Origin of the sequence: Actinomadura latina NBRC 106108 (assembly GCF_001552195.1) — a bacterium.
In the GTDB taxonomy this organism is placed as follows: Bacteria; Actinomycetota; Actinomycetes; order Streptosporangiales; family Streptosporangiaceae; genus Spirillospora; species Spirillospora latina.
The window spans coordinates 21,532-47,173 of sequence record NZ_BCQS01000015.1 but is presented as its reverse complement, the minus strand read 5'-3'; the positions used below and the strand labels follow the sequence as shown (position 1 = coordinate 47,173).

The 25,642-nt window shown below is 70.3% G+C and carries 21 protein-coding genes; 8 read left to right on the top strand and 13 right to left on the bottom strand.

All coding sequences use genetic code 11. From position 1 onward, the window contains the following. Positions 1-82 precede the first annotated feature (82 nt). Complete coding sequence (lplAB, locus tag AL2_RS21190) at positions 83-1,132, bottom strand: lipoate-protein ligase LplAB (RefSeq protein WP_067636076.1); 1,050 nt, start codon at positions 1,130-1,132, stop codon at positions 83-85. 104 nt (positions 1,133-1,236) lie between these two features. On the opposite strand from lplAB, the gene AL2_RS21185 reads away from it, so the two are divergent. Beyond that, positions 1,237-2,205 (top strand): pirin family protein, encoded by a 969-nt coding sequence (locus tag AL2_RS21185; protein WP_067636075.1) that lies wholly within the window; start codon positions 1,237-1,239, stop codon positions 2,203-2,205. Between the two features lies 1 nt (position 2,206). Here AL2_RS21185 and AL2_RS21180 read toward each other — a convergent pair whose 3' ends face one another. Further along, positions 2,207-2,668, bottom strand: a complete 462-nt coding sequence (locus tag AL2_RS21180; protein ID WP_067636074.1) for an OsmC family protein — start codon at positions 2,666-2,668, stop codon at positions 2,207-2,209. A gap of 106 nt (positions 2,669-2,774) precedes the next feature. Here AL2_RS21180 and AL2_RS21175 point away from each other — a divergent pair, with 106 nt between their 5' ends. After that, positions 2,775-3,464 carry a DoxX family protein gene (locus AL2_RS21175; protein ID WP_067636073.1) on the top strand — a complete coding sequence of 230 codons (690 nt, stop codon included), beginning with the start codon at positions 2,775-2,777 and terminating at the stop codon, positions 3,462-3,464. 92 nt (positions 3,465-3,556) lie between these two features. On the opposite strand, the gene AL2_RS21170 is transcribed toward AL2_RS21175, so the two are convergent. The 5 genes from AL2_RS21170 to AL2_RS21150 all read right to left on the bottom strand — a co-directional run bounded on the left by AL2_RS21170 (position 3,557) and on the right by AL2_RS21150 (position 10,933). Next, positions 3,557-4,579, bottom strand: coding sequence for an NAD-dependent epimerase/dehydratase family protein (locus AL2_RS21170; protein WP_210748548.1), 1,023 nt, complete (start codon positions 4,577-4,579; stop codon positions 3,557-3,559). Further along, the gene (sigJ, locus tag AL2_RS21165) at positions 4,576-5,517 is read right to left on the bottom strand and encodes an RNA polymerase sigma factor SigJ (RefSeq protein WP_067636067.1); all 942 of its coding nucleotides are present in this window, start codon (positions 5,515-5,517) and stop codon (positions 4,576-4,578) included. The genes AL2_RS21170 and sigJ overlap by 4 nt, the downstream gene beginning before the upstream one ends. 180 nt (positions 5,518-5,697) lie before the next feature. Then, the gene (locus AL2_RS21160; protein ID WP_067636065.1) at positions 5,698-9,696 is read right to left on the bottom strand and encodes a vitamin B12-dependent ribonucleotide reductase; all 3,999 of its coding nucleotides are present in this window, start codon (positions 9,694-9,696) and stop codon (positions 5,698-5,700) included. A 121-nt stretch (positions 9,697-9,817) separates the two neighbouring features. Next, entirely contained in the window at positions 9,818-10,291 is a 474-nt protein-coding gene (nrdR, locus tag AL2_RS21155; RefSeq protein ID WP_067636063.1) for a transcriptional regulator NrdR, read from the bottom strand. A 306-nt stretch (positions 10,292-10,597) separates the two neighbouring features. Further along, a complete protein-coding gene (locus AL2_RS21150; RefSeq protein ID WP_067636060.1) occupies positions 10,598-10,933 on the bottom strand; it encodes a LysM peptidoglycan-binding domain-containing protein in 336 nt (111 codons plus the stop codon). Between the two features lie 176 nt (positions 10,934-11,109). On the opposite strand from AL2_RS21150, the gene lexA reads away from it, so the two are divergent. Continuing rightward, the gene (gene lexA, locus AL2_RS21145; protein WP_067636058.1) at positions 11,110-11,811 is read left to right on the top strand and encodes a transcriptional repressor LexA; all 702 of its coding nucleotides are present in this window, start codon (positions 11,110-11,112) and stop codon (positions 11,809-11,811) included. 118 nt (positions 11,812-11,929) lie between these two features. Here the strand turns inward: lexA and leuS are convergent, their stop codons facing one another. Then, a complete protein-coding gene (gene leuS / locus AL2_RS21140; protein WP_157438280.1) occupies positions 11,930-14,398 on the bottom strand; it encodes a leucine--tRNA ligase in 2,469 nt (822 codons plus the stop codon). A gap of 351 nt (positions 14,399-14,749) precedes the next feature. Here leuS and AL2_RS21135 point away from each other — a divergent pair, with 351 nt between their 5' ends. Beyond that, positions 14,750-16,294: a long-chain-fatty-acid--CoA ligase gene (locus AL2_RS21135; RefSeq protein ID WP_067636053.1), complete on the top strand. Its 1,545-nt coding sequence runs from the start codon at positions 14,750-14,752 to the stop codon at positions 16,292-16,294. A 30-nt stretch (positions 16,295-16,324) separates the two neighbouring features. Here AL2_RS21135 and AL2_RS21130 read toward each other — a convergent pair whose 3' ends face one another. Then, positions 16,325-17,167: a helix-turn-helix transcriptional regulator gene (locus tag AL2_RS21130; protein ID WP_067636051.1), complete on the bottom strand. Its 843-nt coding sequence runs from the start codon at positions 17,165-17,167 to the stop codon at positions 16,325-16,327. 114 nt (positions 17,168-17,281) lie between these two features. Here AL2_RS21130 and AL2_RS21125 point away from each other — a divergent pair, with 114 nt between their 5' ends. Beyond that, complete coding sequence (locus tag AL2_RS21125) at positions 17,282-18,025, top strand: SDR family oxidoreductase (protein ID WP_067636048.1); 744 nt, start codon at positions 17,282-17,284, stop codon at positions 18,023-18,025. Positions 18,026-18,067: 42 nt separating this feature from the next. On the opposite strand, the gene AL2_RS21120 is transcribed toward AL2_RS21125, so the two are convergent. Both AL2_RS21120 and AL2_RS21115 read right to left on the bottom strand, forming a co-directional pair. Then, complete coding sequence (locus AL2_RS21120; protein WP_067636045.1) at positions 18,068-19,315, bottom strand: cytochrome P450; 1,248 nt, start codon at positions 19,313-19,315, stop codon at positions 18,068-18,070. 149 nt (positions 19,316-19,464) lie between these two features. Next, complete coding sequence (locus AL2_RS21115; protein ID WP_210748551.1) at positions 19,465-20,853, bottom strand: aspartate aminotransferase family protein; 1,389 nt, start codon at positions 20,851-20,853, stop codon at positions 19,465-19,467. 166 nt (positions 20,854-21,019) lie between these two features. On the opposite strand from AL2_RS21115, the gene AL2_RS21110 reads away from it, so the two are divergent. Beyond that, complete coding sequence (locus AL2_RS21110; protein ID WP_067636043.1) at positions 21,020-21,898, top strand: alpha/beta fold hydrolase; 879 nt, start codon at positions 21,020-21,022, stop codon at positions 21,896-21,898. Here the strand turns inward: AL2_RS21110 and AL2_RS21105 are convergent. Then, positions 21,882-23,435 carry a GMC family oxidoreductase gene (locus tag AL2_RS21105; protein WP_067636041.1) on the bottom strand — a complete coding sequence of 518 codons (1,554 nt, stop codon included), beginning with the start codon at positions 23,433-23,435 and terminating at the stop codon, positions 21,882-21,884. The two genes, AL2_RS21110 and AL2_RS21105, sit on opposite strands and share 17 nt — an antisense overlap. Positions 23,436-23,514: 79 nt before the next feature. After that, positions 23,515-24,558, bottom strand: coding sequence for an ATP-dependent DNA ligase (locus AL2_RS21100; protein ID WP_245666797.1), 1,044 nt, complete (start codon positions 24,556-24,558; stop codon positions 23,515-23,517). Between the two features lie 174 nt (positions 24,559-24,732). On the opposite strand from AL2_RS21100, the gene AL2_RS21095 reads away from it, so the two are divergent. Both AL2_RS21095 and AL2_RS21090 read left to right on the top strand, forming a co-directional pair. Continuing rightward, the gene (locus AL2_RS21095; protein ID WP_067636039.1) at positions 24,733-25,104 is read left to right on the top strand and encodes a DUF4267 domain-containing protein; all 372 of its coding nucleotides are present in this window, start codon (positions 24,733-24,735) and stop codon (positions 25,102-25,104) included. A gap of 31 nt (positions 25,105-25,135) precedes the next feature. Continuing rightward, positions 25,136-25,630: a cupin domain-containing protein gene (locus AL2_RS21090; protein WP_067636105.1), complete on the top strand. Its 495-nt coding sequence runs from the start codon at positions 25,136-25,138 to the stop codon at positions 25,628-25,630. Positions 25,631-25,642 lie beyond the last annotated feature (12 nt).

The following is a 25,642-nucleotide window of genomic DNA, read 5'->3' as shown; positions in this document are numbered from 1 at the left end:
GGCGTGCCGCCCGCCCCCGCGACCTGCCATGAGAGGAGGACGCACGGCGGCGCCCCAGGGTTCCGCCGCACCGCGCCGGACGTCAGGGGATGCGGGCCGTCCACTCCGGTGTGCCGAACTTGTCGGTGACGTACTTGCGGGCCAGCCGCAGCTCGTCCTCACCCACCCGGTCGCCGGCGAGCCCGTAGCGGGTCCGGAAGTGCCCGATCATGCGGTCGATGATCTCCTCGCGGGGCAGCCCGGTCTGCCGCCGCAGCGGATCCACCCGCTTCACCGCGCTGACGATGCCCTTGTCGGAGATCTTCTCGCGGCCGATCCGCAGCACCTGCAGCATCTTCTCCGCGTCGATGTCGTAGGCCATCGTCACGTGGTGCAGCACCGCGCCAGACGCGAGCCGCTTCTGCGCCGCGCCGGCGATCTTGCCGTTGTCGGACGTGATGTCGTTCAGCGGCTGGTACCAGGCCTTGATCCCGAGTTCGCCGAGCGCGCCCAGCACCCAGTCGTCCAGGAAGGCGTAGCTCTCCGCGAACGACATGCCCGCCACCAGCGTCTCCGGCGCGTACAGCGAGTACGTGATCGTGTTGCCGGGCTCGATGAACATCGCGCCGCCGCCGCTGATGCGCCGCACGACCTCGACCCCGTGCCGCTCGGCCGCCGCGGCGTCGACCTCGTTGCGCAGCGACTGGAAGCTGCCGATGACCACCGCGGGCGACGCCCACTCCCACACCCGCAGCGTGGGCGGGCGGCGCCCCGCGCCGACCTCCTCGGCGAGCACCTGGTCGATCGCCATGTGGAGGGCGGGTTCCTGCGGCGGCTCGTGGATCAGCCGCCAGCCGTGGTCGCGCCAGTCCGACGCCCGGGTGATGGCCCGCCGCACCGCGATCCCCACGGCCTCGGCGGTGATGCCGAGCATCACCGTGCCGCGGGGCAGCCCCGCCTGGACGCGGACGCCGATCGCCTTGGCGTCCAGCGCGGCGGGCAGCCCGTCGAGAACGCCGTTGATCGCGTCCAGGGCCGCGTCAGGTTCGAGGAAGAAGTCGCCGCTGATCCTGGGGTTGCGCAGGAGACCGTCAACGACGTCGATATCCGCGACCACGAGCTTGCCACCGGGGACCTTGTACTCACCGTGCATCACATACACGTGAACCCGCCGGCCGCATGCACCATTCCGTGGGTTCAACGGCGCAGGCCGTAGGGCATCGTTAAGGGACGGCATTGCAGGGAGGGACGGTTCTGGTGAGCAACCTCGATGTCCGGCCCAAGCCGGTCCAGTGCGGCGGGCGCGACGACGTTGCGGGAGGGCCCGTCCACGAGCTGCTGCCGCCGCGGCGGGTCCCGCTGGGCGAGAGCACGGTCGTCCGGAGGCTGCTGCCCAGCCTGGGACGGCGGATGGTCGGCGCATGGTGCTTCGTCGACCACTACGGGCCGGACGACATCACCGACCAGCCCGGCATGCAGGTACCGCCGCATCCGCACATCGGACTGCAGACGGTGAGCTGGCTGCACTGCGGCGAGGTCCTGCACCGCGACAGCCTCGGCAGCCTGCAGACCATCCGTCCGAGGGAACTCGGGCTGATGACGGCGGGGCGGGCCATCTCCCACTCGGAGGAGTCGCCGCGCGCGCACTCCCCGATCCTGCACGGAGCCCAGCTGTGGGTCGCGCTCCCGGACGTCCACCGGCACACGGAACCCAACTGGGAGTACCACGCCGACCTGCCCGTGGTCAGCGCCCCCGGCTTCGCCGCCACCCTCCTCTTGGGCGAACTCGACGGCGCCACCTCTCCGGGCACGACGTTCACCCCCATCATGGGTGCGGACATCGCCTTGGAGGACGGCGCCGCCGTGCGCCTACCGGTCGAACCCGACTTCGAGTACGCGGCACTCACCATGTCCGGCGTCCTCGACATCGACGGCGAGCAGGTGGAGCCGGGCTCGATGCTCTACCTCGGCTGCGGCCGCCGCGAGCTGCCGGTGCGGGCCGCCGACGGACCGGGCGGCTTCGTGCTGCTGGGCGGCGAGCCCTTCGAGGAGAAGCTCGTGATGTGGTGGAACTTCATCGCGCGCGCCGGCGAGGAGATCGCCCAGGCCCGGGAGGACTGGATGACGGGCGGCCGCTTCGGCACAGTGGAGGGCTACCACGGCGCCCGCCTCGCGGCGCCCGCCATGCCGCCGACGCGCCTGAAGCCCCGCGGCCGGACGCGCTGACCTACGGCAGGCCCGCCTCATGGCGGACGGGGAAGTTCACCGAGTTCGCGATGAAGCACATCTCGTGGGCCTTCTCATGCAGTTCGGCGGCCCGGCTCGCCTGCCCGGGGTCGGCCAGCGTCACCCGGGGACGCAGGACGACCTCCTCGAACCGTCCGCCGCCGTCCGCCGTTTCGACCATCACGCCGCGCGGCCGGTCCTCGTACCCGGTCACCACGACCTTCTCGACGGCGCACAGATGGAGAAACCACAGCATGTGGCACTGCGCCAGCGAGGCGACGAGCAGTTCCTCGGGATTCCACCGCGCCGGGTCGCCCCGGAAACCGGGGTCCGAACTGCCCGCGATCGGCGGCTTGCCGTCCGCACGAACCTCGTGCGCCCGCTCATAGTCCCGGTATGAACTCGTCCCCGACCCGGTGTTCCCCGTCCAGGTCACCGACACTTCGTACTGATGGCTTCTCACCCGCCGACAATAGCCCCCACCTGCGACGTTAGCGATATGTCGGGGCAGGCCGTCATACTCTCCGTCTGACCGGGCCCCCGTTCCCCGCGCTGAAGGAGTCGACCGCATGCGCTCTCGGCCGCTCTACGACGTTGTGGCAGTCCTCGCGCGGCTCGGCGTGGGCATCATCTTCATGGCGCACGGCTGGCAGAAGATCGAGGCGGGCATCACCGCGACCGGCCGCTCGTTCGACGACCTCGGCGTGCCGCTCCCCACCGCCGCCGCCGTCTACTCCGCGTTCGTCGAACTGCTCGGCGGCGCTGCCCTCATCGCCGGACTCGGCCTGCCCGTCACCGGCGCCCTGCTGTTCATCGACATGGCGGGCGCGTTCATCTTCGTCCACGGCGACCAGGGCCTGTTCGTGGTGGACGGCGGAACGTTCCGCAACGGCTACGAACTCGTCGTGGCCCTCGGCATGGCCAGCCTCGTCTTCGCCGCGGGCGGCGGCGGCCGCCTCACCGCCGACCAGTGGATCATCGGCAAGCGCAGGCATGCCTCGGACACCGCCGACGACGAGGAGGACGCCGCGAGCTTCGTGGAATCCCTCCGCCAGGCCGAGTCGAAGCCCCCGAAAAAGCCCCGCCGCGCCGCGAAGCCCTCCGTACCCGAACCAGCCGAGCCCCAGGAGAAGCCAGCCGCCGAAGGCTTTGGCGACGACCTCCTGGTGGCAGGCCGCCGCAAGACCGGCCAACGCCGCCGCTCTTCGACCACCCAGCCGATCAAATCCCCCGCCGACGAGAAACCCGCATCCCCCTGACGCACGTCCGCAGCCGCGCACCCCGGCGAGGGCGAGCGAACCGGGTGGCGAGCGCCCGCCGCCGCCGAACCGGTCGGAGGACGCCCAGCGAGTCACTTCTCCACGATGCCCTTACGCCAGGTGGGGTGTGCCGGCTTCCAGCCCAGTTCGCGCTTGGCCTTGGCGTTGGACGCACCGCGCAGTTCGGTCATGAGCACGACGCCCGCCTCTCCGGCGGCCAGCCGTCCGACGAACCGCGGCACGCGCATCGGCTTCTTGGCGCCCAGCATCTCCGCCAGTTCCGGCAGCCATTCGGCGACCGGGGCGGGGTCGTCATCGGCGATGTTGTAGACGCCGCGGTCGCCGTTCTCCACCGCTGCGACCGTGGCCTCCGCGGCGTCGGCGACGTGGACGAACGACCACACCCCGCCTCCGTCGCCGACGACCGGGAACTTGCGCTTGCGGATCATCTCGATTTGCTCGGAGTCCGGCGCCATGGAGGTGCCGGGTCCGTAGAACGCGCCGTAGCGCAGCACGATCCCTTCGATCCAGGAGGCGTCCAGCACGGCCTTCTCCAGATGCTGGACCGCGGCGATCATCGAGGCCATCGGGGCGACCGGTGAGGGGTCCAGGGGATCTTCTTCGTTCTTGACCTTCCCGCCGGTCCGGGTGTACGTGAACGCGCCGTTGCTCTGGGCGACGAACCGTCGCACTCCGGCGGCGCGCGCGGCCGCGAGCAGGTTGTCGGTGCCCTCGATCCGCAGCTTGTCGGTTGCGGCGAAGCTGCGTTCGAAATGGCGGGTGTCCACGTGCCCGATGGCGGTCAACTGGTTGACGATCACCTCTGGGGCCGCCTGGCGCACGGCCTCCTCGACCTGGGCGCGATCGAGCACATCGGCGGTGACCGGCACCGCGCCCAGCCCCTCCGCCGTGGACTTGGCGGAATCGCTGCGGACCATGGCGAACACCTCGTGTCCCGCCTCGATCAGACGAGGCAGGAGTTCCCTGCCAATCGCTCCGGTCGCTCCTGCCACCAGCACTTTCATTGTCGGCTTCCTTGCTCTCGGGTTCGAGTTCGCCACTTGAACCGGATGGCACGCCGATTGCTGACAGGAGTCGGACATGACGTACGTCACACCATGAAGAGAGGCTCCCCACGGTCGGCCGCCGCCCACTGCCCGGTCGCGCGTTCGAGCTTGTCAGGGTTCGCCTGGGTACGGCAGGCGGCGATGCCCTCAGCTGTGACCTCCAGGCACATGACGGCGACGACCCGGCCCTCCACCACGGCCACAACGGCGGGTTCGCCATTGGCGACCCAGGCGTATATCGCGGACGAGCCGCCGACAATCGCGCGCTTGGCCTCGGCGGGCTTGAAAAGGCCCCTCACGAACTTCGCCACCGCGACGGCTCCCTCGAACGCCTTGGTGCGTGCCGGGACCTTCCCACCGCCATCGCCGATGGAGATGGCGTCCTTGGTGAGCAGGCGTACGAGCTCATCGGTCCGACCGCTGGTGGCCGCCGCGAGGAACTCCTCCACAATCCGATGGGCGGCGGCCTTGTCGATTTCGTTGCGGACCTTGCCGTACGCGACACGCTTCTTGGCACGGTGGAAGATCTGCTGGCTCGCGGCCTCGGTGATGTCGAGGATCTCGGCGATCTCCCGGTGCGGATAGTCGAAGGCCTGCCGCAACACGTAGACGGCCCGTTCGTTGGGCGACAGCCGCCCCATGAGGGTGAGGACCGCGTACGACACCGATTCGCGCTGCTCGGCGGTGTCGGCCGGGCCGAGCATCGGGTCCCCTGCGAGCAGCGGCTCCGGGAGCCATCGCCCCACATAGGTCTCGCGGCGTGCCCGCGCGGAGGCGAGCTGGTTGAGGCACAGGTTCGTGAGTACCTTCGTCAGCCAAGCCTCGGGGACCTCGACGCGGTCGACGTCGGCGGCCTGCCAGCGCAGGAACGTGTCCTGCACGACGTCCTGCGCCTCGTCCGCGGAGCCGAGGAGACGGTAGGCGATGGCCTCCAGACGGGGCCTCGCCGACTCGAACCGGTCGACGTCATCCACCGTCAAAGGCATAGCCTGATCATAGTCTTCCGCAGCACCTCCGGCTGGTCAGGGCCCTTCTCACGGACCGAGACCATCCGGACGACCACCATGCCCAAGGGGAACCGACCATGGCCGGTTCCCCTTAGGCATCTGGCAGTTCAGCCGGAGTCGATCAGACCGCTATTTCAGCGGACAAGGACTCGCTGGTTCTCAGCTGCAGCCGCTGGTGGAGCCGCAGCCTTCGCAGACGTAGCAACTGCCCGCCGGCCGCATCTTGGTGCCGCAGGTGAGGCAGAGCGGAGCGTCGGCGGTGCGGCCCTGGCGGCTCTCGATCGCCTCCATGGACGAGTGCGCCTCGGGCGCGGGGGCCGGTGCCGGGGCGGCCGGCCTGGTGATCGCGGCGGACTGGGCGAGCGACTCGTGGTCGACCTCGTCCTCGGCGTGCAGGGCGGCCGGGTCCTCGCCGTTGGCCTGCATCGCGCGCTCCCCGGCGGTGAAGATGCCGAGTTCCGCGCGGTCCTCGTACGGGAGGTGGTCGAGCGCCAGGCGGCGGAAGATGTAGTCCATCACCGAGGTCGCCATGCGGATGTCGGGGTCGTCGGTCATGCCGGCGGGCTCGAACCGCATGTTGGTGAACTTCTCCACCCACGTCTCCAGCGGGACGCCGTACTGCAGGCTGATGGAGATCGCCATGGAGAAGGCGTCCATCACGCCGGCGAGCGTGGAGCCCTGCTTGCCGAGCTTAAGGAAGACCTCGCCGACGCCGTCGTCCGGGTAGGACGAGGCGGTCATGTAGCCCTCGGCGCCGGCCACGGAGAACCGGGTGACGGTCGCGGGACGCTGCTTCGGCAGCCGCCGGCGGACGGGACGGGGGGCCAGCGTCTCCGCCGGCTCCTCCTTCTCCTTCTTGCCGGCGACGGAGAGGGGCTGGCCGACCTTGCAGTTGTCGCGGTAGATCGCCAGGGCCTTCAGGCCGAGCCGCCAGCCCTCGAAGTACACCTTCTCGATGTCCTCGATGGTGGCCTTCTCCGGCATGTTGACCGTCTTGGAGATCGCGCCGGACAGGAACGGCTGGACGGCCGCCATCATCCGGACGTGACCCATCGGGCTGATCGCCCGCTCGCCCATCGCGCAGTCGAACACCTCGTAGTGCTCGGGACGCAGGCCGGGGGCGTCCACCACGTGGCCGTGCTCGGCGATGTACTCGACGATCGCCTCGATCTGCTCCTGCTGGTAGCCGAGCTTCTCCAGCGCGCGCGGCACCGTGTGGTTGACGATCTGCATGGACCCGCCGCCGACGAGCTTCTTGAACTTCATCAGCGCGAGGTCGGGCTCGATGCCGGTGGTGTCGCAGTCCATCATCAACCCGATAGTTCCAGTGGGCGCGAGTAGCGAGGACTGGGCATTGCGGTAGCCGTACTTCTCGCCGGCCTTGAGGCAGTCCGCCCACTGCTTGGCGGCGGCGGCGTGGAGGGCCTTGTCCGTCTCGTCCAGCGGGCGGATGCCGTCGTTGGCGGCGGCGTGCTTGCGCATCACCCGCTTGTGCGCCTCGGCGTTGCGGGCGTAGCCCGCGTACGGGCCGACGACGCCGGCGATCTCCGCCGACCGCTTGTAGGCGACGCCCGTCATCAGCGACGTGATCGCGGCGGCGATGGAGCGGCCGCCCTCGGAGTCATAGGCGTGCCCCGTCGCCATCAGCAGCGCGCCCAGGTTGGCGTAGCCGATGCCGAGCTGCCGGTAGTCGCGCGTCGTCTCGGCGATCTTCTCCGTCGGGAAGTCGGCGAAGGTGATCGAGATGTCCATCGCCGTGATGATCAGCTCGGTGAGCTTCACGAACTTGGCGATGTCGAACGTGCCCGCGTCGGTGAGGAACTTCAGCAGGTTGATGCTCGCGAGGTTGCAGGACGAATTGTCCAGACTCATGTACTCCGAGCAGTTCGCGACCACGAACCCGCTCACGATGTAGGAGTGGTTGCGGGGCTCGGTGAGGTTGTAGGTGGTCTCGAAGCCCTGGGACTCGCGGGACACCATGCGGACCGAGAGGTCTTTCTTGTAGCGCTTCGTCGTGTCGAGGATGCCGAGCAGCGCGTCCTGCTTGGCCTGCAGGCCGAACCCGACCACCGCTGCGAACTCCACCATGCCCTGGCCACTGACCCGCAGGTCGAAGCTCGGCCCATTCGACCCGTAGGTCGCCTCGCTTCCGTCCTTACGGGTGTAGCGGAAGCTCTCCTTCTTGAGCCCCGTCCGGTAGATCCGCCCGGAGATGCCCAGCGACGCGAGCAGTTCCTGGACGCCGAGGAGCAGTTCCTCGGACCGGCTGCCGAGCCCGACGTACCGGGTGCCGTTCTCCATGCTGACGACGCACCCGTCCGCGTCGAAGAGTCCCTGGAGAAATGCCACGAGTTCCGCTTCCGGCGCCTCGTAGACAGCGGCCGGGACGATCTTCTCGGGGGCCTTTCCGTCCGAGACGCCGAGAGCGCGGAGGAAGGCGCGGAATGCCTCGTGACCCACGCGAAGCTGCTGCGTACCGTTCGCCTGGACGCTGGGCTTGCGCTCGCTACCGGTGATGCGACGCAGGAGCGCCTCATGCCTCGGCATCACGGTCTCCTGCTCCCGCTCAGTGCCGTAGACCGTGATCGCGCTGACATCGGTGACACACCCGTCACCTGTCAGCCACCCAAGGTAGTGGGCGAATTCCTCATCCCACTTCTCCGGCAGTTCCAGCGCGTGCCGGGACGCTGCCGCCTGCGCCGCATGGAGCGCGGCCACGGGCATCTCACCCGTCGCCCCCGTCCGGCTCGCGCGGTGGAAGGACCGGACGACCCGGTCGGCCCCGGTCAACTCCTCAGCGTGCACCCAGCCTCGGTTGGCCGTCCAGACACGGTGACCCGGGGTGCAACGCAGCCGCGAGCCGTCCGAGAACCGCAGTTCGAGGATCTCGTTGGTGCCGGTCACCATGTAGCGCACCGGGTCCGTCGCGACGATACGGTCCTGCGCGTCGGACTCGGAGGTCACGTCGTTGGTGTAGATCCCGTAGGTCTCCCCGATCGCGGCGCGGCGCACCATGTCGCCGATGCGGACCAGGCCCTTGTCGGTGACCACCCGCTGGTCTGCGGGGAAGCACGGGTTGGACGCGGTGATACGTCCGGTTTCGGGGTTGGTGTGCCAGTCGTTGATCGTGTCGTCGTACTGGATGCCGGGGTCGGCGCACTCCCAGGCGGCCTTCGCCATGAGGCGGAACAGGTCCTTGGCCTTGACGGTCTCGATGACCTCGCCGGTCATGCGGGCGCGCAGCCCGAACTCGCCGCCGGACTCGACCGCCTGCATGAACTCGTCCGAGACGCGGACGGAATTGTTGGCGTTCTGGTACTGGACGCTGCCGATGTCCTTGCCGCCGAGGTCCATGTCGAACCCGGCGTCCCGCAGCGCGCGGATCTTGTCCTCCTCGCGCGCCTTGGTCTGGATGAACTCCAGGACGTCGGGGTGGTCGACGTCCAGCACGACCATCTTCGCGGCGCGGCGGGTCGCGCCGCCCGACTTGATCGTCCCTGCGGAGGCGTCGGCCCCGCGCATGAAGGAGACCGGGCCGCTGGCGGTGCCGCCGGAGGAGAGCAGCTCCTTGCTGGAGCGGATGCGGGAAAGGTTCAGGCCGGCGCCGGAGCCGCCCTTGAAGATGACCCCTTCTTCCTTGTACCAGTCGAGAATCGACTCCATCGTGTCGTCCACCGACAGGATGAAACACGCGCTCACCTGCTGCGGGGACTTCGTGCCCACGTTGAACCAGACAGGGGAGTTGAAGCTGAAGAGCTGGTGGACCAGGGCGTACTTCAGTTCGTGGTCGAAGATCTCGGCGTCCTCTTCGGAGGCGAAGTAGCCCTCCCTGACGCCGGTCTCGGTGTAGACCCGCACCACGCGGTCGACGAGTTGCTTCAGGCTCCATTCCCGCTGCGCGGTGCCCACCGCGCCGCGGAAGTACTTGGACGTGACGATGTTGACGGCGTTCAGCGACCAGAAGTCGGGGAACTCGACGCCGCGCTGCTCGAAGTTCACCGAGCCGTCGCGCCAGTTGGTCATGACGACGTCACGACGCTCCCAGCGCATCTCGTCGTACGGATGCACGCCGGGCGTGGTGAAAATGCGCTCGACCTTCAGCCCTTTGCGGCCCCCCTTGCCGCGCCGCGCCGCCGAGCCGCTCACCGTCTCCGTCATGGCCTTCCCCCTTCTCGGGCCCTCCCGCCGGACCCTGCTCAGGAACAACTCCGCCGCCGCACGGGTCATGCCCGCGCGGAGGCGCCTCCAATGTGCTGATGTGTGGTGCCGGAACCGTCCCTTACCGGGACGGGCCGGGCTCCCCCGAGGAACCGGCCTTCCGCAGTGCTTCGATCTCCTTGGCGAAGTCGTCCAGCGACTCGAAGCTCCGGTAGACCGAGGCGAATCGCAGATAGGCGACCTCGTCGAGTTCGCCGAGCGGCCCCAGGATGGCGAGGCCGATCTCGTGCGAGGGGATTTCCGCGGATCCGGACGATCTGATCGCCTCTTCGACCCGCTGTCCCAGCTTCGCGAGCGCATCCTCGTCGACCGGGCGGCCCTGGCAGGCCCTGCGCACCCCGGCGATGATCTTTTCCCGGGAGAACGGCTCGGTGACCCCGCTGCGCTTGGCCACCATCACGAGCACATTCTCCTGTGTCGTGAATCGCTTGCCGCATTCCGCGCACGACCGGCGCCGCCGAATGGCGCCGCCGTCGTCGGTGGAACGGCTGTCGATCACTTTGGTGTCAGGGTTGCGGCAGAACGGGCAGTGCACGCTCGATCCCTCCCCTGACGTAAACGAGTTACACCGATGTGAGTGCCATATATAGGGAATCACATCGATGTGACTACTAGATGTTGTGGTCCAACCGTACGACTCGACGCAGGCGTTCGCAACCTGATCCGGGGTCCCAGGAGTCACATCCGACGCGTCCGCGCAGGTCACCTCCCGCGTCCCCGATTTCGTCCCGGGCGTGTCGTCACGCACCGTCCGCCGCCGTCACAGATCACCTGGTCGGACGCACTATCGCCCCGGCCCGGGGCAGACCGCCGGCGGGCCCGGCCGCAGGGCGGGCGGCTGTCAGCCGGCAGGGAGGCGGATCTCCTGGCCGGGCCGGACGGTCGGGTCGCCGCCCAGGCCGTTGAGGTCCAGGATGCGCTGGACGGTCCAGCGCGGGTCGGCGCCGGGGTCGGCTGCCGAGGCGATGCCCCAGAGCGTGTCGCCCGGCTCGACGACGACCGTCCTGGCGGGACCGGACGTGCCGCGATGGTCGTCGCGAGACCCCGCGAAGGCGCCCGGCCCGACGGTGAGCCAGAGGGCCACGAGCGTGACGGTGGAGGCTAAGGCGACCAGGACGGCGCGGCCGCGGCGGGTCAGGCGGATCGGGGGGCGGTCACTGTGCGGTGAACCGGACATCTCTCCCCTCCTCGACGTCGAATGAATTTTCGATCGAACGCCTGTACGATGTTCTACCAGGGGGCGGCCGGAAAAAGCGAGTACATCTTCGAACAATTGTTTGATCATTAGGCCGGGACGCGATAGCGTCTCATGACAAGGAGTGACCGATCGAGGCGCCCGGGAGGCGACGAGCGATGAGCAAGGTCCGGGAGCTGCCCGACGGCCCGATGGACGAGACGGGCCTGACGCAGCGGCAGCGCATGGTGCTGGAGGTGATCCGCGACTCGGTGCAACGCCGCGGATATCCGCCCTCCATGCGCGAGATCGGCGAGGCCGTGGGGCTGACCAGCACGTCCAGCGTGTCGCACCAGCTCCGGTCGCTCCAGCGCAAGGGCTTCCTGCGGCGCGACCCGAACCGGCCGCGCGCGGTCGAGGTGCGGGTGCCGGGCACGACGCCGGTGCGCACCGACGAGGAGGCCTTCGAGGCGGCGGGGGGCCAGCCGGCCTCGACGCAGCCCGCGCCCGCCTACGTACCGCTCGTCGGCCGGATCGCCGCCGGTGGCCCGATCCTCGCCGAGGAGGCCGTTGAGGACGTGTTCACGCTGCCGAAGCAGCTCGTCGGCGAGGGCACCCACTTCCTGCTGAAGGTCACCGGTGACTCGATGATCGAGGCCGCGATCGCGGACGGCGACTGGGTCGTTGTCCGCCAGCAGCCGGTGGCCGAGCAGGGCGACATCGTGGCCGCCATGATCGACGGCGAGGCCACGGTGAAGACGTTCAAGCGCCGCGACGACGGCCATATCTGGCTGATGCCGCAGAACTCCGCCTACGAGCCGATCCCCGGCGACGAGGCGTCCGTCCTGGGCCGCGTCGTCGCGGTCCTCCGCAAGATGTAGGACGAGCACTCCGAGACGGCCGCCGGACGAGTCCGGCGGCCGTCTCGGCTATGCCCTCATCAACGGACGGTGATGAGGGAGCAGTCCCCGCGCCCGCGGAAGGGGCGCGGGGGGCTCGTCAGCGCTTGGGGACGATGTTGACGATCTTGGGGGCGCGGACGATGATCTTGGCGATCTCGGCGCCGGCCAGGGCGTCCTGGATCTTGGGCGAGGCCAGGGCCTTGCGCTCCAGTTCCTCGTCGGCGATGGCCGGCGGGACCTCCAGGCGGTCGCGGACCTTGCCGGCGACCTGGACGACGCAGGTGACCGACTCCTCCACCAGCAGCGCCGGGTCGGCCGTGGGCCAGCCCGCGCGGATCACCGGGGCGGTGCGGCCCAGCAACTCCCACGCCTCGTCGGCGGTGTAGGGGGCGAACAGGGACAGCAGGATCGCGATCGTCTCGGCGGCCTCGCGGACGGCCGGGTCGGCGGCGCCGGGCCCGGAGTCGATGGCCTTGCGCGTCGCGGTGACCAGCTCCATGATCCGCGCGATCGCGACGTTGAACCGCTCCGTCTCGACCAGCGTGGTCGCCTCGTCGACGGTGTGCGCCGTGACGCGGCGCAGCGCCGTGTCGCCCGTGGTGACATCGGCGTCGACCGGCGACGTCACCTCGGTGGCGATGCGGTGGACGCGGGACAGGAACTTCGACATGCCGTGCGGGGACACGTCCGCCCAGTCGATGTCGTCCTCGGGCGGGCCGGAGAACAGGATCGCCAGCCGGACGACGTCCACCCCGAACTCGCCGATCTGCTCGCCCAGGTCGACCCCGTTGCCCAGCGACTTCGACATCGCCTTGCCCTGGTTGATCACCTGGCCCTGGTTCAGCAGCCGCGTGAACGGCTCGGTGAAGTCGACCATCCCCATGTCGTACAGGACCTTGGTGAAGAACCGGCTGTACAGCAGGTGCAGGATGGCGTGCTCGACGCCGCCCGTGTACTGGTCGACGGGCATCCACCTGCGGACCTGCTCGACGTCGAACGGGCCGTGCTCGTAGCCGGGCGAGCAGTAGCGGAAGTAGTACCAGGACGAGTCGACGAACGTGTCCATGGTGTCGGTGTCGCGCGTGGCGGCGCCGCCGCACTTGGGGCACTCGGTGTTCACCCAGTCGGACGCGGCGGCCAGCGGCGAGGTGCCCTTGGGCGCCAGGTCGGCGCCGCGCAGGCCCTCGGGCAGCGCCACCGGCAGCTGCTCGTCCGGGACGGGCACCTCCCCGCAGGACTCGCAGTGGACGATCGGGATCGGGCAGCCCCAGAACCGCTGCCGGGACACCAGCCAGTCGCGCAGCCGGAAGTTGACGGAGGCGCGGCCGGTGCCGCGCTCCGCCAGGATCTCGGTGATGCGGGCGATGCCGTCGGCCTTGGTCAGCCCGTCGATCGGCCCGGAGTTGACGATCGCGCCGTCGCCGGGGGTGGCGACGCCGGTCTCGGCGGGGTCGGGCAGGCCGGTCTCGACGACGACGCGCACGGGCAGGCCGAACTTCAGCGCGAAGTCCAGGTCGCGCTGGTCGTGCGCCGGGACGGCCATGATCGCGCCGTGCCCGTACTCGGCCAGCACGTAGTCGGACGCCCACACGGGCAGCCGCTCGCCGTTGACCGGGTTGACCGCGTAGCGGCCCAGGAACACGCCGGTCTTCTCGCGCTCGGTGGACAGCCGCTCGATCTCGCTCTCCCGCGAGACCCCCTCGCGGTAGGCCTCGAACTCGGCCCGGTGGTCGGGGTGGCAGATCTCCTCGGCCAGCGCGGCGTCGGCGGCGACCACCATGAACGTGGCGCCGAACAGGGTGTCGGGACGGGTGGTGTAGACGGTGACGGGCTCGTCCCGTCCTTCGATGACGAAGTCGACGTCGGCGCCGGTGGAGCGGCCGATCCAGTTGCGCTGCATCAGCAGGACGCGCTCGGGCCACTTGCCCTCCAGCTGCGCCATGTCGTCCAGCAGCCGGTCGGCGTAGTCGGTGATCTTGAAGTACCACTGGGTCAGCACGCGCTTCTCGACCAGTGCGCCGCAGCGCTCGCAGTGCCCGCCGACGACCTGCTCGTTGGCCAGGACGGTCTGGTCCTTCGGGCACCAGTTGACGTGGCCGCCCTTGCGGTAGGCCAGTCCCCGCTCGTAGAAGCGCAGGAACAGCCACTGCGTCCACTTGTAGTACTCGGGGTCGGAGGTGTGCAGGCGGCGCGACCAGTCGAAGGACGGCGCGTACCGGTGGAAGGAGGCCGCCTGCGTCTCGATGTTGGCGTACGTCCATTCGGCGGGGTGCGAGTCGCGCATGATGGCGGCGTTCTCGGCGGGCAGGCCGAAGGAGTCCCACCCAATAGGGTGCATGACGTTGTAGCCGCGCTGGAGCCAGTAGCGCGCGGGCACGTCGCCGATGGCGAACGCCTCCGCGTGCCCCATGTGCAGGTCACCGCTGGGGTAGGGGAACATGTCCAGCGCGTAGCGGCGCTCGGTGCCGGTGTCCTTCTCGTCGGCCGCGAACGGGTCGAGCTCCGCCCAGCGGGCCTGCCACTTGTCCTGAACCGCCCGTGGGTCGTAGTGCTCGTCGCTGCTCACGCTTACAGACTCCGCTTCGTGCTGCTGGACTTCGTGCTTCCGGGTCAGGGGCCGTCCGCCGACATGAAACGGCCCCTCGCACAGGAGGGGCCACCACGCTGACGTCAGTGCGTCAACGTGGTCGTTCGAGGAGCAGCCTGGCTGACATACATCAAGAGTAGCGCAGCCGCAAGCCCTTCCGCCGGTATTTGGCCCCGGCCGGGCCCCGCCGGCGGGAGGGTCGGCTGAAACGGCACGTCAAAGCGCCGGAAAAGTTGGCTTTCCGACGACCCCGGGCGGCAGGATGTGCGGAACCGTTCGTAGACTCGGCGGTAACTAACCGGCCGGTCACCTTTTCGCGCGAGGAGTGCCATGCTCAACCTGTCCGTGCTGCTGGAGGACGCCGCCCGGGAGACGCCCGACCGGGACGCCGTCGTGTTCGGCGACCTCCGGCTCTCCTACGCGTTCATCGACTCGGTCGCGAGCCAGGTCGCGAACCTGCTGCGGGCGCGCGGCATCGGACCGGGCGACAAGGTGGCGCTGTCCAGCCCGAACCTCCCCTACTTCCCGATGGTGTACTTCGGGGCGCTCAAGGCGGGCGCGGTGGTCGTCCCGCTGAACGTCCTGCTCAAGCCGCGGGAGATCGCCTACCACCTGGGCGACTCCGAGGCGAAGGCGTTCTTCTGCTTCGAGGGGACGCCGGAACTGCCGCTCGGCGAGATGGGGCACGCCGGCTTCGCGCGGGCGGACGCCTGCGAACACTTCTTCCTGCTGCCGGCGAACCCGGCGGCGACCGAGTCCCCGGTCGAGGGCGCGGAGCTGTTCTGGGCCGCGCTCGCCGGGCAGCCGAGCACGTTCGGCAGCGCGCAGACCAGCCCGGACGACACCGCCGTCATCATCTACACGAGCGGGACGACGGGCCAGCCGAAGGGCGCGGAACTCACGCACAGCAACCTGCTGTCGAACGCGATGGTGGACGACACGCTCTTCTACCGGACGCTGCACGACACGTCGCTGGTGACGCTGCCGCTGTTCCACATCTTCGGCCAGACGTGCGTGATGAACGTCGGCTTCTACCGGCGCGGGACGCTCGTCATGCAGCCGCGGTTCGACGCCAAGCAGGCCGTCGAGCTGATGGTGAAGGAGAAGGTCAACATCTTCGCGGGCGTCCCGACGATGTACTGGGGGCTGCTCACCGACGACACGTCCGCCGAGGACATCGCGGCCATCAAGGAGAACCTGCGGGTCGCGGTGTCGGGCGGGTCGGCACTGCCGATGGAGGTCCTCAAGGGGATCAAGAGCAAGTTCGACGTGGACGTCCTGGAGGGCTACGGCCTGTCGGAGACGTCGCCGGTGGCCTCGTTCAACCGCCCGGACCGCCCGACCAAGCCCGGCTCGATCGGCCTGCCCGTCTGGGGCGTCGAGATGAAGCTGATCGACGACGACTGGAAGGAGATCGAGGGCGAGGGGCCCGGCGAGATCGCCATCCGCGGGCACAACATCATGAAGGGCTACTACGGCCGGCCCGAGGCGACCGAGTCGTCCATCAGGGACGGCTGGTTCCGGACCGGTGACGTGGCCCGCCGCGACGAGGACGGCTACTACTACATCATCGACCGCTCCAAGGACATGATCATCCGGGGCGGGTACAACGTGTACCCGCGGGAGCTCGAAGAGGTCCTGATGACGCACCCGGAGGTGTCGCTGGCCGCGGTCGTGGGCGTCGAGCACCCCTCGCACGGCGAGGAGATCAAGGCGTACGTGATCCGGACGCCGGACGCCACCGTGACCGAGGACGAGCTGGTCGCGTGGGGCAAGGAGCAGTTCGCCAACTACAAGTACCCGCGGATCGTGGAGTTCCGGGACGAGCTGCCGATGACCGCCACCGGCAAGATCCTCAAGCGCGAGCTGCGCTGACTGCGCTGACCGGGGCCGGGGCCCGGGGCCTCAGCGGACGCTGAGGTCCTGGGACCCGACGACGCGCAGCAGCTTCATCGCCTCGTGGGACGGCGTCCCGGGCGCGGTGGTGTAGAGGACGACCCGCTGGTCGCGTTCGGGGACGTACAGGACGTCGCAGTGCATCTCCAGCTCGCCGACGACGGGATGCCTCATGAGCTTGCGGCTGCCGCGCCTGATCCCGACCTCGCCCTCGTCCCACAGCCGGGCGAACAGCGGGCTGCGGGCCGCGACGTCGGCGACGAGTTCGGCGATGCCGGGGTCGCCGGGATACCGGCCGGACGACGCCCGCAGGTCCGCGGCCAGCTCGCGCGCCAGCTGCGTCACGTACTCGTCGGTGCCGTACCGCTCGATGGCCGGCCCGGTGAACAGCCAGCGGACGACGTTGCGGTCGCGGGGCGCCATCGCCGCGAAGTCGGTCATGAGCGCCGCGGCCAGCGGATTCCAGGCGAGGATGTCCTGCCGGGCGTTCAGCACGTAGGCGGGCGTGTCGTCCAGCCGTTCGAGCAGGTGCAGGATGCCCGGCGGGACGTCCCGCGAGGGCCCGTGCGGCGGGTCCGGCTGCTCCCCCGCCAGGTTGTAGAGGTGACCGCGCTCGTCGTCGGTGAGCCTCAGCGCGCGTGCCAGCGCACCGAGGATCTGCCTGGACGGATGGGGCCCGCGCCCCTGCTCCAGCCGGATGTAGTAGTCCACCGACATGCCGGCCAGCTGAGCGATCTCTTCGCGGCGCAGGCCGGGGGTGCGGCGCCGGGGCCCGCCGGGGAGCCCGACGTCGGCGGGCTGGATGCGGGCGCGGCGGGAGCGCAGGAACGCCGCCATCTCCTTCCGGTCCATGCCCTCCAGCATGTCCGACGGCGCGGCGGCGGCGCCAGGCCGAGGGTGGTACGGCCGGTCCCAGCCTCGGCCGGTCTCTCCTCATCGCCGGCGCCGCCGAGAAGCCTGGACGGCATGACGACACGAATCGCACTCATCACCGGAGCCAACAAGGGCATCGGCTTCGAGACGGCCCGCATCCTCGGCGCCGGCGGCATCACCGTCCTGCTCGGGGCCCGTTCGGCCGAGCGCGGCGAGCGGGCCGCGGCCACGCTGGAGGCCGCGGGGATCGACGCCCGTTTCGTCCGGCTCGATGTCACCGACCCGGAGACCGTCGAGGCCGCCGCCAAGCTGATCGACGCCGAGTTCGGGCGGCTCGACATCCTGATCAACAACGCCGCGATCACGACGACGGACGCCGCCGACGGCGGGCGCTCGTGCCCGCCGAGCCGGACGGCCCCCGACCTGGTCCGGACCGCGTTCGAGACCAACGTGTTCGGCGTCGTCGCGGTCACCAACGCGATGCTGCCGCTGCTGCGCCGCTCCCCCGCCGGGCGGATCGTCAACGTCTCCAGCGGACTCGGCTCGCTCACCATGCACAGCGACCCGTCCAGCGCCGTCCACGGCGTCAACCTGCTGCCGTACAACACGTCCAAGTCCGCGCTGAACGCCGTCACCGTGGCCTACGCCAAGGAACTGGCCGGCACCTCGATCACGGTGAACGCCGCCACGCCCGGCTATTGCGCGACGGACCTGAACGACCACGCCGGGGACCGGACGCCGCAAGAGGGGGCGTCCGTGATCGCGGGGGTGGCCGTGCTCGGCGAGGACGGCCCGACGGGCGCGTTCCTCGCCGAGGACGGCCGGCTGCCCTGGTAGATCAGCGCGTGGTGGTCGGCCTGTGGTGGTGGCCCGTGGTGGTCAGAACGTGTAGGGCAGGCGCTTGATCCCGTTGATGAAGTTGGACTCCAGCCGGTCGGGCTCGGCGGCGGCGCGGATGTCCGGCGTCCGGCGCAGCAGCTCGCGGAACATCACGGTGATCTCGCGCCGGGCCAGGTGCGCGCCGAGGCAGAAGTGCGGCCCGGGCCCGCCGAACCCGACGTGCGGGTTCGGGTCGCGCAGGATGTCGAACTTGTCCGGGTCGGTGAACACGGACTCGTCGCGGTTGGCCGACCCGTAGTAGAGGACGAGCTTGTCGCCCTCCTTGATCTCGTGCTCGTTGAGCATGGTGTCGCGGGTCGCGGTGCGGCGCATCCAGATGACCGGCGACACGTACCGGACGATCTCCTCGATCGCGCCCGGCATGCGGCCGTCGAAGTCCTCGGTGAGCAGGGCCCGCTGGTCGGGATGGCGGGTGAACAGGTCGAGGCCGTGCGCGATGGCGTTGCGGGTGGTCTCGTTCCCGGCGACGACCAGCAGGATGAAGAACGAGCCGAGCTCCTGGTCGGTGAGCGACTCGCCGTCGACGTTGGCGTTCACCAGCGCGGAGATGAGGTCGTCGGTGGGGTTCTCGCGGCGCTGCCGGCCGAGGTCCTCGACGATGCCCTTGAGCGTCTCGCCCGCGCCGAGCAGCGCCATCGCCATTTCCTCGGCGTTGTCGGACGGGATGAACTCGGCGTCGTTTCCGGCGAGGATGACGTTGGTGGAGTCGAGGACCGTCCGGTAGTGCTCCTCGCCGATGCCCATCAGCCCGCAGATGATCCGCAGCGGGAGCCGCGCGGCGACGTCCGCGACGAAGTCGCCGGTGCCGCCGCCGGCCGCCATGTTCTCGACGATCTCCCCGGCGACGGACTCGACCTTGTCCTCGAACCGCTCGATCATGCGCGGGGAGAACGCCCGGGACACGATCCGCCGGATCTTGGCGTGCCGGGGGTCGTCCATGCTGATCATGGAGCCGAAGTACTCGTGCATGTCGCCGGGCATGTCCGGGATGCTGATGGCGCCCTTGCCGGAGCAGAAGTCCTGCGCGCGGCGGGACGCCTCGACGATGTCGGCGTGCCGGGTGAGCGCGTAGTAGCCGGGGCCCTGCGGCGCGATGACGATGTCGGGTTCCTCGAAGTGGACCAGCTCCGGGTGCCGGCGCAGCGCCTTGAACGCGTCGTGCCGGTACTCGTGCGGCCGCCGCCAGAAATCCCAGTCCGTCAGGTTGATGTCCTCGACCTTGAGCACGCGCCCACCACCTAAATCACTTTCCGAACCCGATTCGGTTTACATGCAGCCTCTCAAAGTAAAGCTGCACGTGCACACTGATCCGGGCGGTGACCCGCCTCACATTAACCGTGCCGGGCCCCGGGACACCCCCGGAGCCGACATTCCGGTCACATCCGTGCCCACGCCTCCGTCAGGACGGAACGGAGGATCTGCTCGATCTCGTCGAAGTGCCCCTGGTCGCAGACCAGCGGCGGCGCCAGCTGGACGACGGGGTCGCCGCGGTCGTCGGCGCGGCAGTACAGGCCCGCCTCGTAGAGCGCCTTGTCGAGGAAGCCGCGCAGCAGCCGCTCGCACTCGTCGTCGCCGAACGTCTCCCGCGTGTCCTTGTCCTTCACCAGCTCGATGCCGTAGAAGAAGCCGTCGCCGCGGACGTCCCCGACGATCGGCAGGTCGAGGAGCCGCTCCAGCGTGCCGCGGAACGCGTCCCTGTTGCGCATGACGTGGCCGGTCAGGTCCTCGCGCTCGAACAGGTCGAGGTTGGCCAGCGCCACGGCCGCCGCCACCGGGTGACCGCCGAAGGTGTAGCCGTGCGCGAACATCTCGGTGCCGTGCCTGAACGGCTCGAAGAGGCGGTCGGTGACGAGCATGCCGCCGAGCGGCGCGTACCCGGACGTCACTCCCTTGGCGAAGGTGATGATGTCGGGCGTGAAGCCGAAGCGCTGCGCGCCGAACATCGTGCCGAGCCGGCCGAACGCGCAGATCACCTCGTCCGACACCAGCAGGACGTCGTGCCGGTCGCAGATCTCCCGGACGCGCTCGAAGTAGCCGGGCGGCGGCGGGAAGCATCCGCCGGCGTTCTGCACCGGCTCCAGGAAGACGGCGGCGACGGTGTCGGGGCCCTCGAACTCGATGGCCTCCTCGATGCGGCCGGCGGCCCACCGGCCGAACGCCTCGGGGTCGTCGCGGTGCTCGGCGGCCCGGTAGATGTTGGTGTTCGGCACCCGGAACGCGCTCGGCACGAGCGGCTCGAACGGGGCCTTCAGCTCGGGCAGCCCGGTCAGCGACAGCGCGCCGTGCGGGGTGCCGTGATAGGCGACCGCGCGGCTGATCACCTTGTGCTTGGCCGGCTTCCCGGTCATCTTGAAGTACTGCTTGGCGAGCTTCCAGGCGCTCTCGACGGCGTCGCCGCCGCCGGTGGTGAAGAAGACGCGGTCCAGGCCGGCGGGCGCGAGGCCGGCGAGGCGCTCGGCCAGCTCCACCGCCTTCGGGTGCGCGTACGACCAGATCGGGAAGTAGGCCAGCTCGGCGGCCTGCTTGGCGGCGGCCTGCGCCAGTTCCTCGCGCCCGTGCCCGGCCTGAACGGTGAACAGGCCGGACAGCCCGTCCAGATAGCGGCGGCCGGCCGAGTCGTACACGTACGGGCCGTCCCCCCGGACGATCATGGGGATCTCGCCGCCGGCCTGGGATCCCGAGTGGCGCGCGAAGTGCATCCACAGATGGTCGCGGGCCGCCCTCTGCATCGCGTCGTGCTGCTGGCTGGTCACGTCCGGCTCCATCATCACGCTTCCCTCAGTGCGATTGATCCAGTCGTCATGATGCTAAGTGAGCACGGAATCCGCTGTAAATAGCTAGTCTCACACCGATATCCGAAGGTTAGCCGACCCGGCCGCCACGTCCGCCCGGCCGCCGGGTAGCGTGCGCCGCGAACCCGAGGAGGCGGACATGAGCGACTTCACGACCGGATCGGTCACGGCGAACGGGCTCGACTTCGGATACCTCGCGGCGGGTCCTCCGGACGGCCCCCTGGCGCTGCTCCTGCACGGCTTCCCCGACTCGCCGCACACGTGGCGGCACCTCATGCCCGAACTCGCCGCCGCCGGGCACCGCGCCGTCGCGCCGTTCATGCGCGGGTACGCGCCCACGTCCGTCCCGGACGACGGCGCCTTCCAGACCGGCGCCCTCGCCGCCGACGCCGTCGCCCTGCACGAAGCGCTCGGCGGCGGCTCGGACGCCGTCGTCATCGGCCACGACTGGGGCGCGTTCACCGCCTACGGCGCCGCGAACGTCGCGCCCGAGCGGTGGCGGAAGGTCGTCGCCATGTCCGTCCCGCCGATGTCGGTCATGGGGACCGCCTTCTTCGAGTACGAGCAGCTCAAGCGCTCGTTCTACATCTTCGTCTTCCAGACGCCGCTGGCCGGGATGGCGCTGAACCGCGCCTTCGTGGAGGGACTCTGGTGCGACTGGTCACCGCCGGACGGCCGCGTCCGCACGGAGGACGTCGACCACGTCATGGAGTGCCTCGCCACGCCCGCCAACATCGAGGCGGCGATCGGCTACTACCGCGCCATGCTCGACCCGTCCCGCCTCATCGCACGGTACGCGGCCGAGCAGGAGGCCGCCTCGGCCATCGGCGAGCTGCCCGTCCTCTACCTGCACGGCACCGAGGACGGCTGCCTCGGCGCCGATGCGGTAGACCTGGACAGCGTCCGCGCGGCCCTCCCGCCCGGCTCCCGCGCCGAGCACGTCCCCGGGGCCGGCCACTTCCTCCAGCTGGACGACCCGGAGGAAGTGAACCGGCGCATCCTCAGCTGGCTGACCTGATCAGGTCGGCGGCCCTTTCGCCGATCATGATGGCGGGGGCGTTGGTGTGGCCGCGGGTGATCTCCGGGAGGACGGAGACGTCCACGACGCGGAGGGCGTCGATGCCGCGGACGCGGAGGTCCGGGTCGACGACGGCGTCGTCGTCGGTGCCCATGCGGCAGGTGCCGGTGGGGTGGTACAGGGTCTCGGAATGGCCCCGGACGTACTGGGCGAGGGCCTCGTCGTCGTCCGGGCCGACGTACGGGTCCATGGGTTCGCCGACGTAGGGCTTGAGGGCGTCGCCGGACAGCAGCTCGTCGGCGTAGCGGAGGCCGTGGACGAGGCGGCGCAGGTCGCTCTCGCCGGTCAGGTATCCCGGGTCGATGGACGGCGCCGCGGACGGGTCGGCGGACGCGAGCGTGATCCGGCCGGCCGACTCGGGCCGCAGCAGGACGACGCCGAGCGTCACGCCGTGCTCGGTCGGCGGAGTGAGGCCGTGCGCGACGAACGGGGCGGGCGCGAAGATCAGTTCCAGGTCGGGCGCGGGCTGCGACGGGTCGCTGCGCAGGAAGACGACCGCCTCGCCGACGTTCGAGGTGAACGGGCCGCGCCGGGCGAGCAGGTAGCGGACGACGTTCGGCAGCGACTCGGCGCCCGCGAGCGTGACGTTCTTCGGGCAGTGCCGGACGACGCCGGCGGACAGGTGGTCCTGGAGGTGGCGGCCGACCTCCGGGCGTTCGAGGACGGTCTCGACGCCGACGCCGCGCAGGTGGTCGGGGTCGCCGATCCCGGACAGCATCAGCAGCTGCGGCGAGCCGATCGCGCCCGCCGACAGGACGACCTCGCGGCGGGCGACGACGCGCTCACCGCCGTACTCGACGCCGGTCGCGCGGCCGTCCTCGATCAGCACCTTCGAGACCTGCGCGCCCGTGACGACCGAGAGGTTCGGGCGCTTGCGCGCGGGACGCAGGTACGCGTCGGCGGTGCTGCACCGCCGGCCGCGCCGCTGGCTGACCGGGGTCTGCGCGTACCCCTCGTTGGACGGTCCGTTCAGCTCGGGCAGCCGGGTCAGGCCGGCGGCCTCGCACGCGGCGAGGAACGCGCGGGTCGTCTCGTTCGGGCTGCGCTGCTCGGAGATCGTGACGGGACCGGACGTCCCGTACACGTCGCCCTCGTTGCTGCCGACGCGGCCCTCGGCCCGCTTGAAGTACGGCTCGACGTCGGCGTACGACCAGCCGGGCACGTCCCAGCCGTCGTAGTCGGCGGAGTGGCCGCGCACCCACATCATCGCGTTCAGCGAGGAGGAGCCGCCGAGCATCCGGCCGCGCGGCCAGTACAGCTCGCGGCCGTCCAGCTCGGCCTGCTTGGCGGTGGTGAAGTCCCAGTCGTACTCGGTCTTGAAGAGCTGGGCGAACGCCGCCGGGACGTGGATCTCGTTCTTGTCGTCCGGGCCGCCCGCCTCCAGGAGGGCGACGCTGACGGACGGGTCCTCCGACAGCCGCGCGGCCAGGGCGCAGCCCGCGGATCCGGCGCCGACGATGACGTAGTCGTAGTCCATGAGGGCCTCCGCGCTCTCCGGGCCGCGACACCCGGCCCGTCAGTGTCTGCTTACCACCGGCTCGGCGCCGCGTCCATGGTCAGGGCGGTTCGCCGAACGGCGGCACCTGGGCCGGCGACAGGTCCGTCCGGATCCGGACGTGGCGGACGGCGTGCCGCCACCGGCCGCCCTCCACGGCGGCGTCCCCGCTGAACTCCACGACGACCTCCGGCTCGGTCCGCACGTAGCGGATCGGCGGGTGCGCCCCGTACAGGCCGCCGGCGAACCCGGCGGGCAGTTCGGGCGGCCACGGATGGTCCGGTCCGGCGTGCTTCAGGACGGCGGCCAGGCCGGTGCGGGCGGACGGCGCGAGCGGGGTCGTCCGCGCGACGACGCGGAGCCGGCCCCCGGCGTCGTAGCGGCCGAGGATCAGCGACTCGGGCGCCCGCCGCGTCCCGGTCACCCCGCCGACGACCGCCTCGGCGGTGACCCGCCGCTTCACCTTCCACCAGCCGCGCCGTCCCTCCCGGTAGGGGCCGTCGGCGTCCTTCACGACCAGGCCCTCGATGCCCTGGCCGGCGAGGGCGTCGAACCAGAGCCGCGCCTCCTCCACATCGGACGTCTGCGGTGTGCCGATCACGCGCGCGCCGGGGTCGTCGCCGCCGAGCAGGGCCTCCAGGACGGCGCGCCGTTCGCTCAGCGGCTTCGGGCGCAGGTCGGCGCCGTCCGATTCGAGGACGTCGAAGACCACGTAGTGGCAGGGTTCGGCGCGGGCGAGTTCGGCGCGGCGGCGCCCCGCCACGTGCCGGCGTTGCAGCGCGCCGAAGTCGAGCCGGCCGTCCGGCCCCCAGCGGACGATCTCGCCGTCGGTGACGGTGCCGGGCGGGAGCCGCTCGCGGACGGCAGGCACGATCTCGGGGAACGCCTCGTTGAAGGCGATGCCGCGGCGGGACCACAGGTGCACGGCGCCGGCGTCGTCCACCATCGCGACCGCGCGGAACCCGTCGAACTTCGGCTCGTACCGGCAGCCGCCCGGGCATGCCTGCGGCGGCGGGATGCGGTCGATCGTCGCGGCCAGCATCGGCTTGACCGGGGACCGGATGTGCATGGCCTCCCGTCCCCCGCGCTCGCTGCTCGTGATCATGGTCTACCCAGGCTGACCTGCGACGATATCGGGGAAGATGAATGTTGACCGGCGGGAGGCCAGTTCGGGAGACGCCGGATCGGGCTGACCGCGTTTCTAGCAGCGCTAGCGATTGTGGCAACGCTATGCTAGCGTCATTCCTGTTCCTAGCATCGCTCGCATTACGGAGACCTCATGCTCACCGCCACCGCCTACACCCTGGCCACCGTGCTCGCCCTCTTCGTCGCCTTCATCGGCGCACAGTTCCTGATCTCCCCCCAGGCGGCCGCAGCCGGCTACGGCGTCCCCGGCAAGCCGGACGGCGACGCCGCCTACCTGGAGATCAAGGGCCTGCGCGACCTGACCTTCGGCATCCTCGGCCTCGCCCTGATCGCCTTCGCCGGCGCCCACGCCGCGGGCTGGTACATGCTGGTCGTCGCGCTGGCGCCGCTCGGAGACACGCTCATCGTCCTGCGGCACGGCGGATCAAAGGCCGTCGCCTTCGGCATCCACTTCGCCACCGCCGTCGTCGTCCTGGTGAGCGCCGCCCTGCTCTTCGCCGTCTGATCCATCCATGCCGAACACTCGGGGAGTGACCATGTCGTTGATCTCACCGGACTTCGACGAGTCCGTGATCGTCCGTTCCGCCGAAGCCGACGTCGTCGGCCGCGCGCCCACCACCATCCGGTTGCTGGCCGACAGCAGCTCGACCGGCGGAGCGCTGTCCACGCAGCGGGTCACCCTGAACGCAGGCGCGGACGGGGCGCGGCCGCACCGCCACGACGGGTCCGCCGAACTGTTCTACATGCTGGACGGGACCGCGCAGCTGCTGTCGGGCGAGCAGGTCGTCACCGCCGGGCGCGGCGACCTCGTCGTCGTCCCGCCGGGGCTCGCGCACGCCTTCGCCGCCGCGCCCGGCGAGGACGCCGACATCCTCATCGTCATCACGCCGGGCGTCGAACGGTTCGAGTACTTCCGGCACCTGGAGCGCATCGCCTACGGGAAGGTGCCGCCCGAAAGCCTGCTGGACGTCCAGGAGCTCTACGACACCTACTTCCTCAGCAGCCCCGCCTGGGACGACGCCAGGCCGTGAAACGGCGACGAG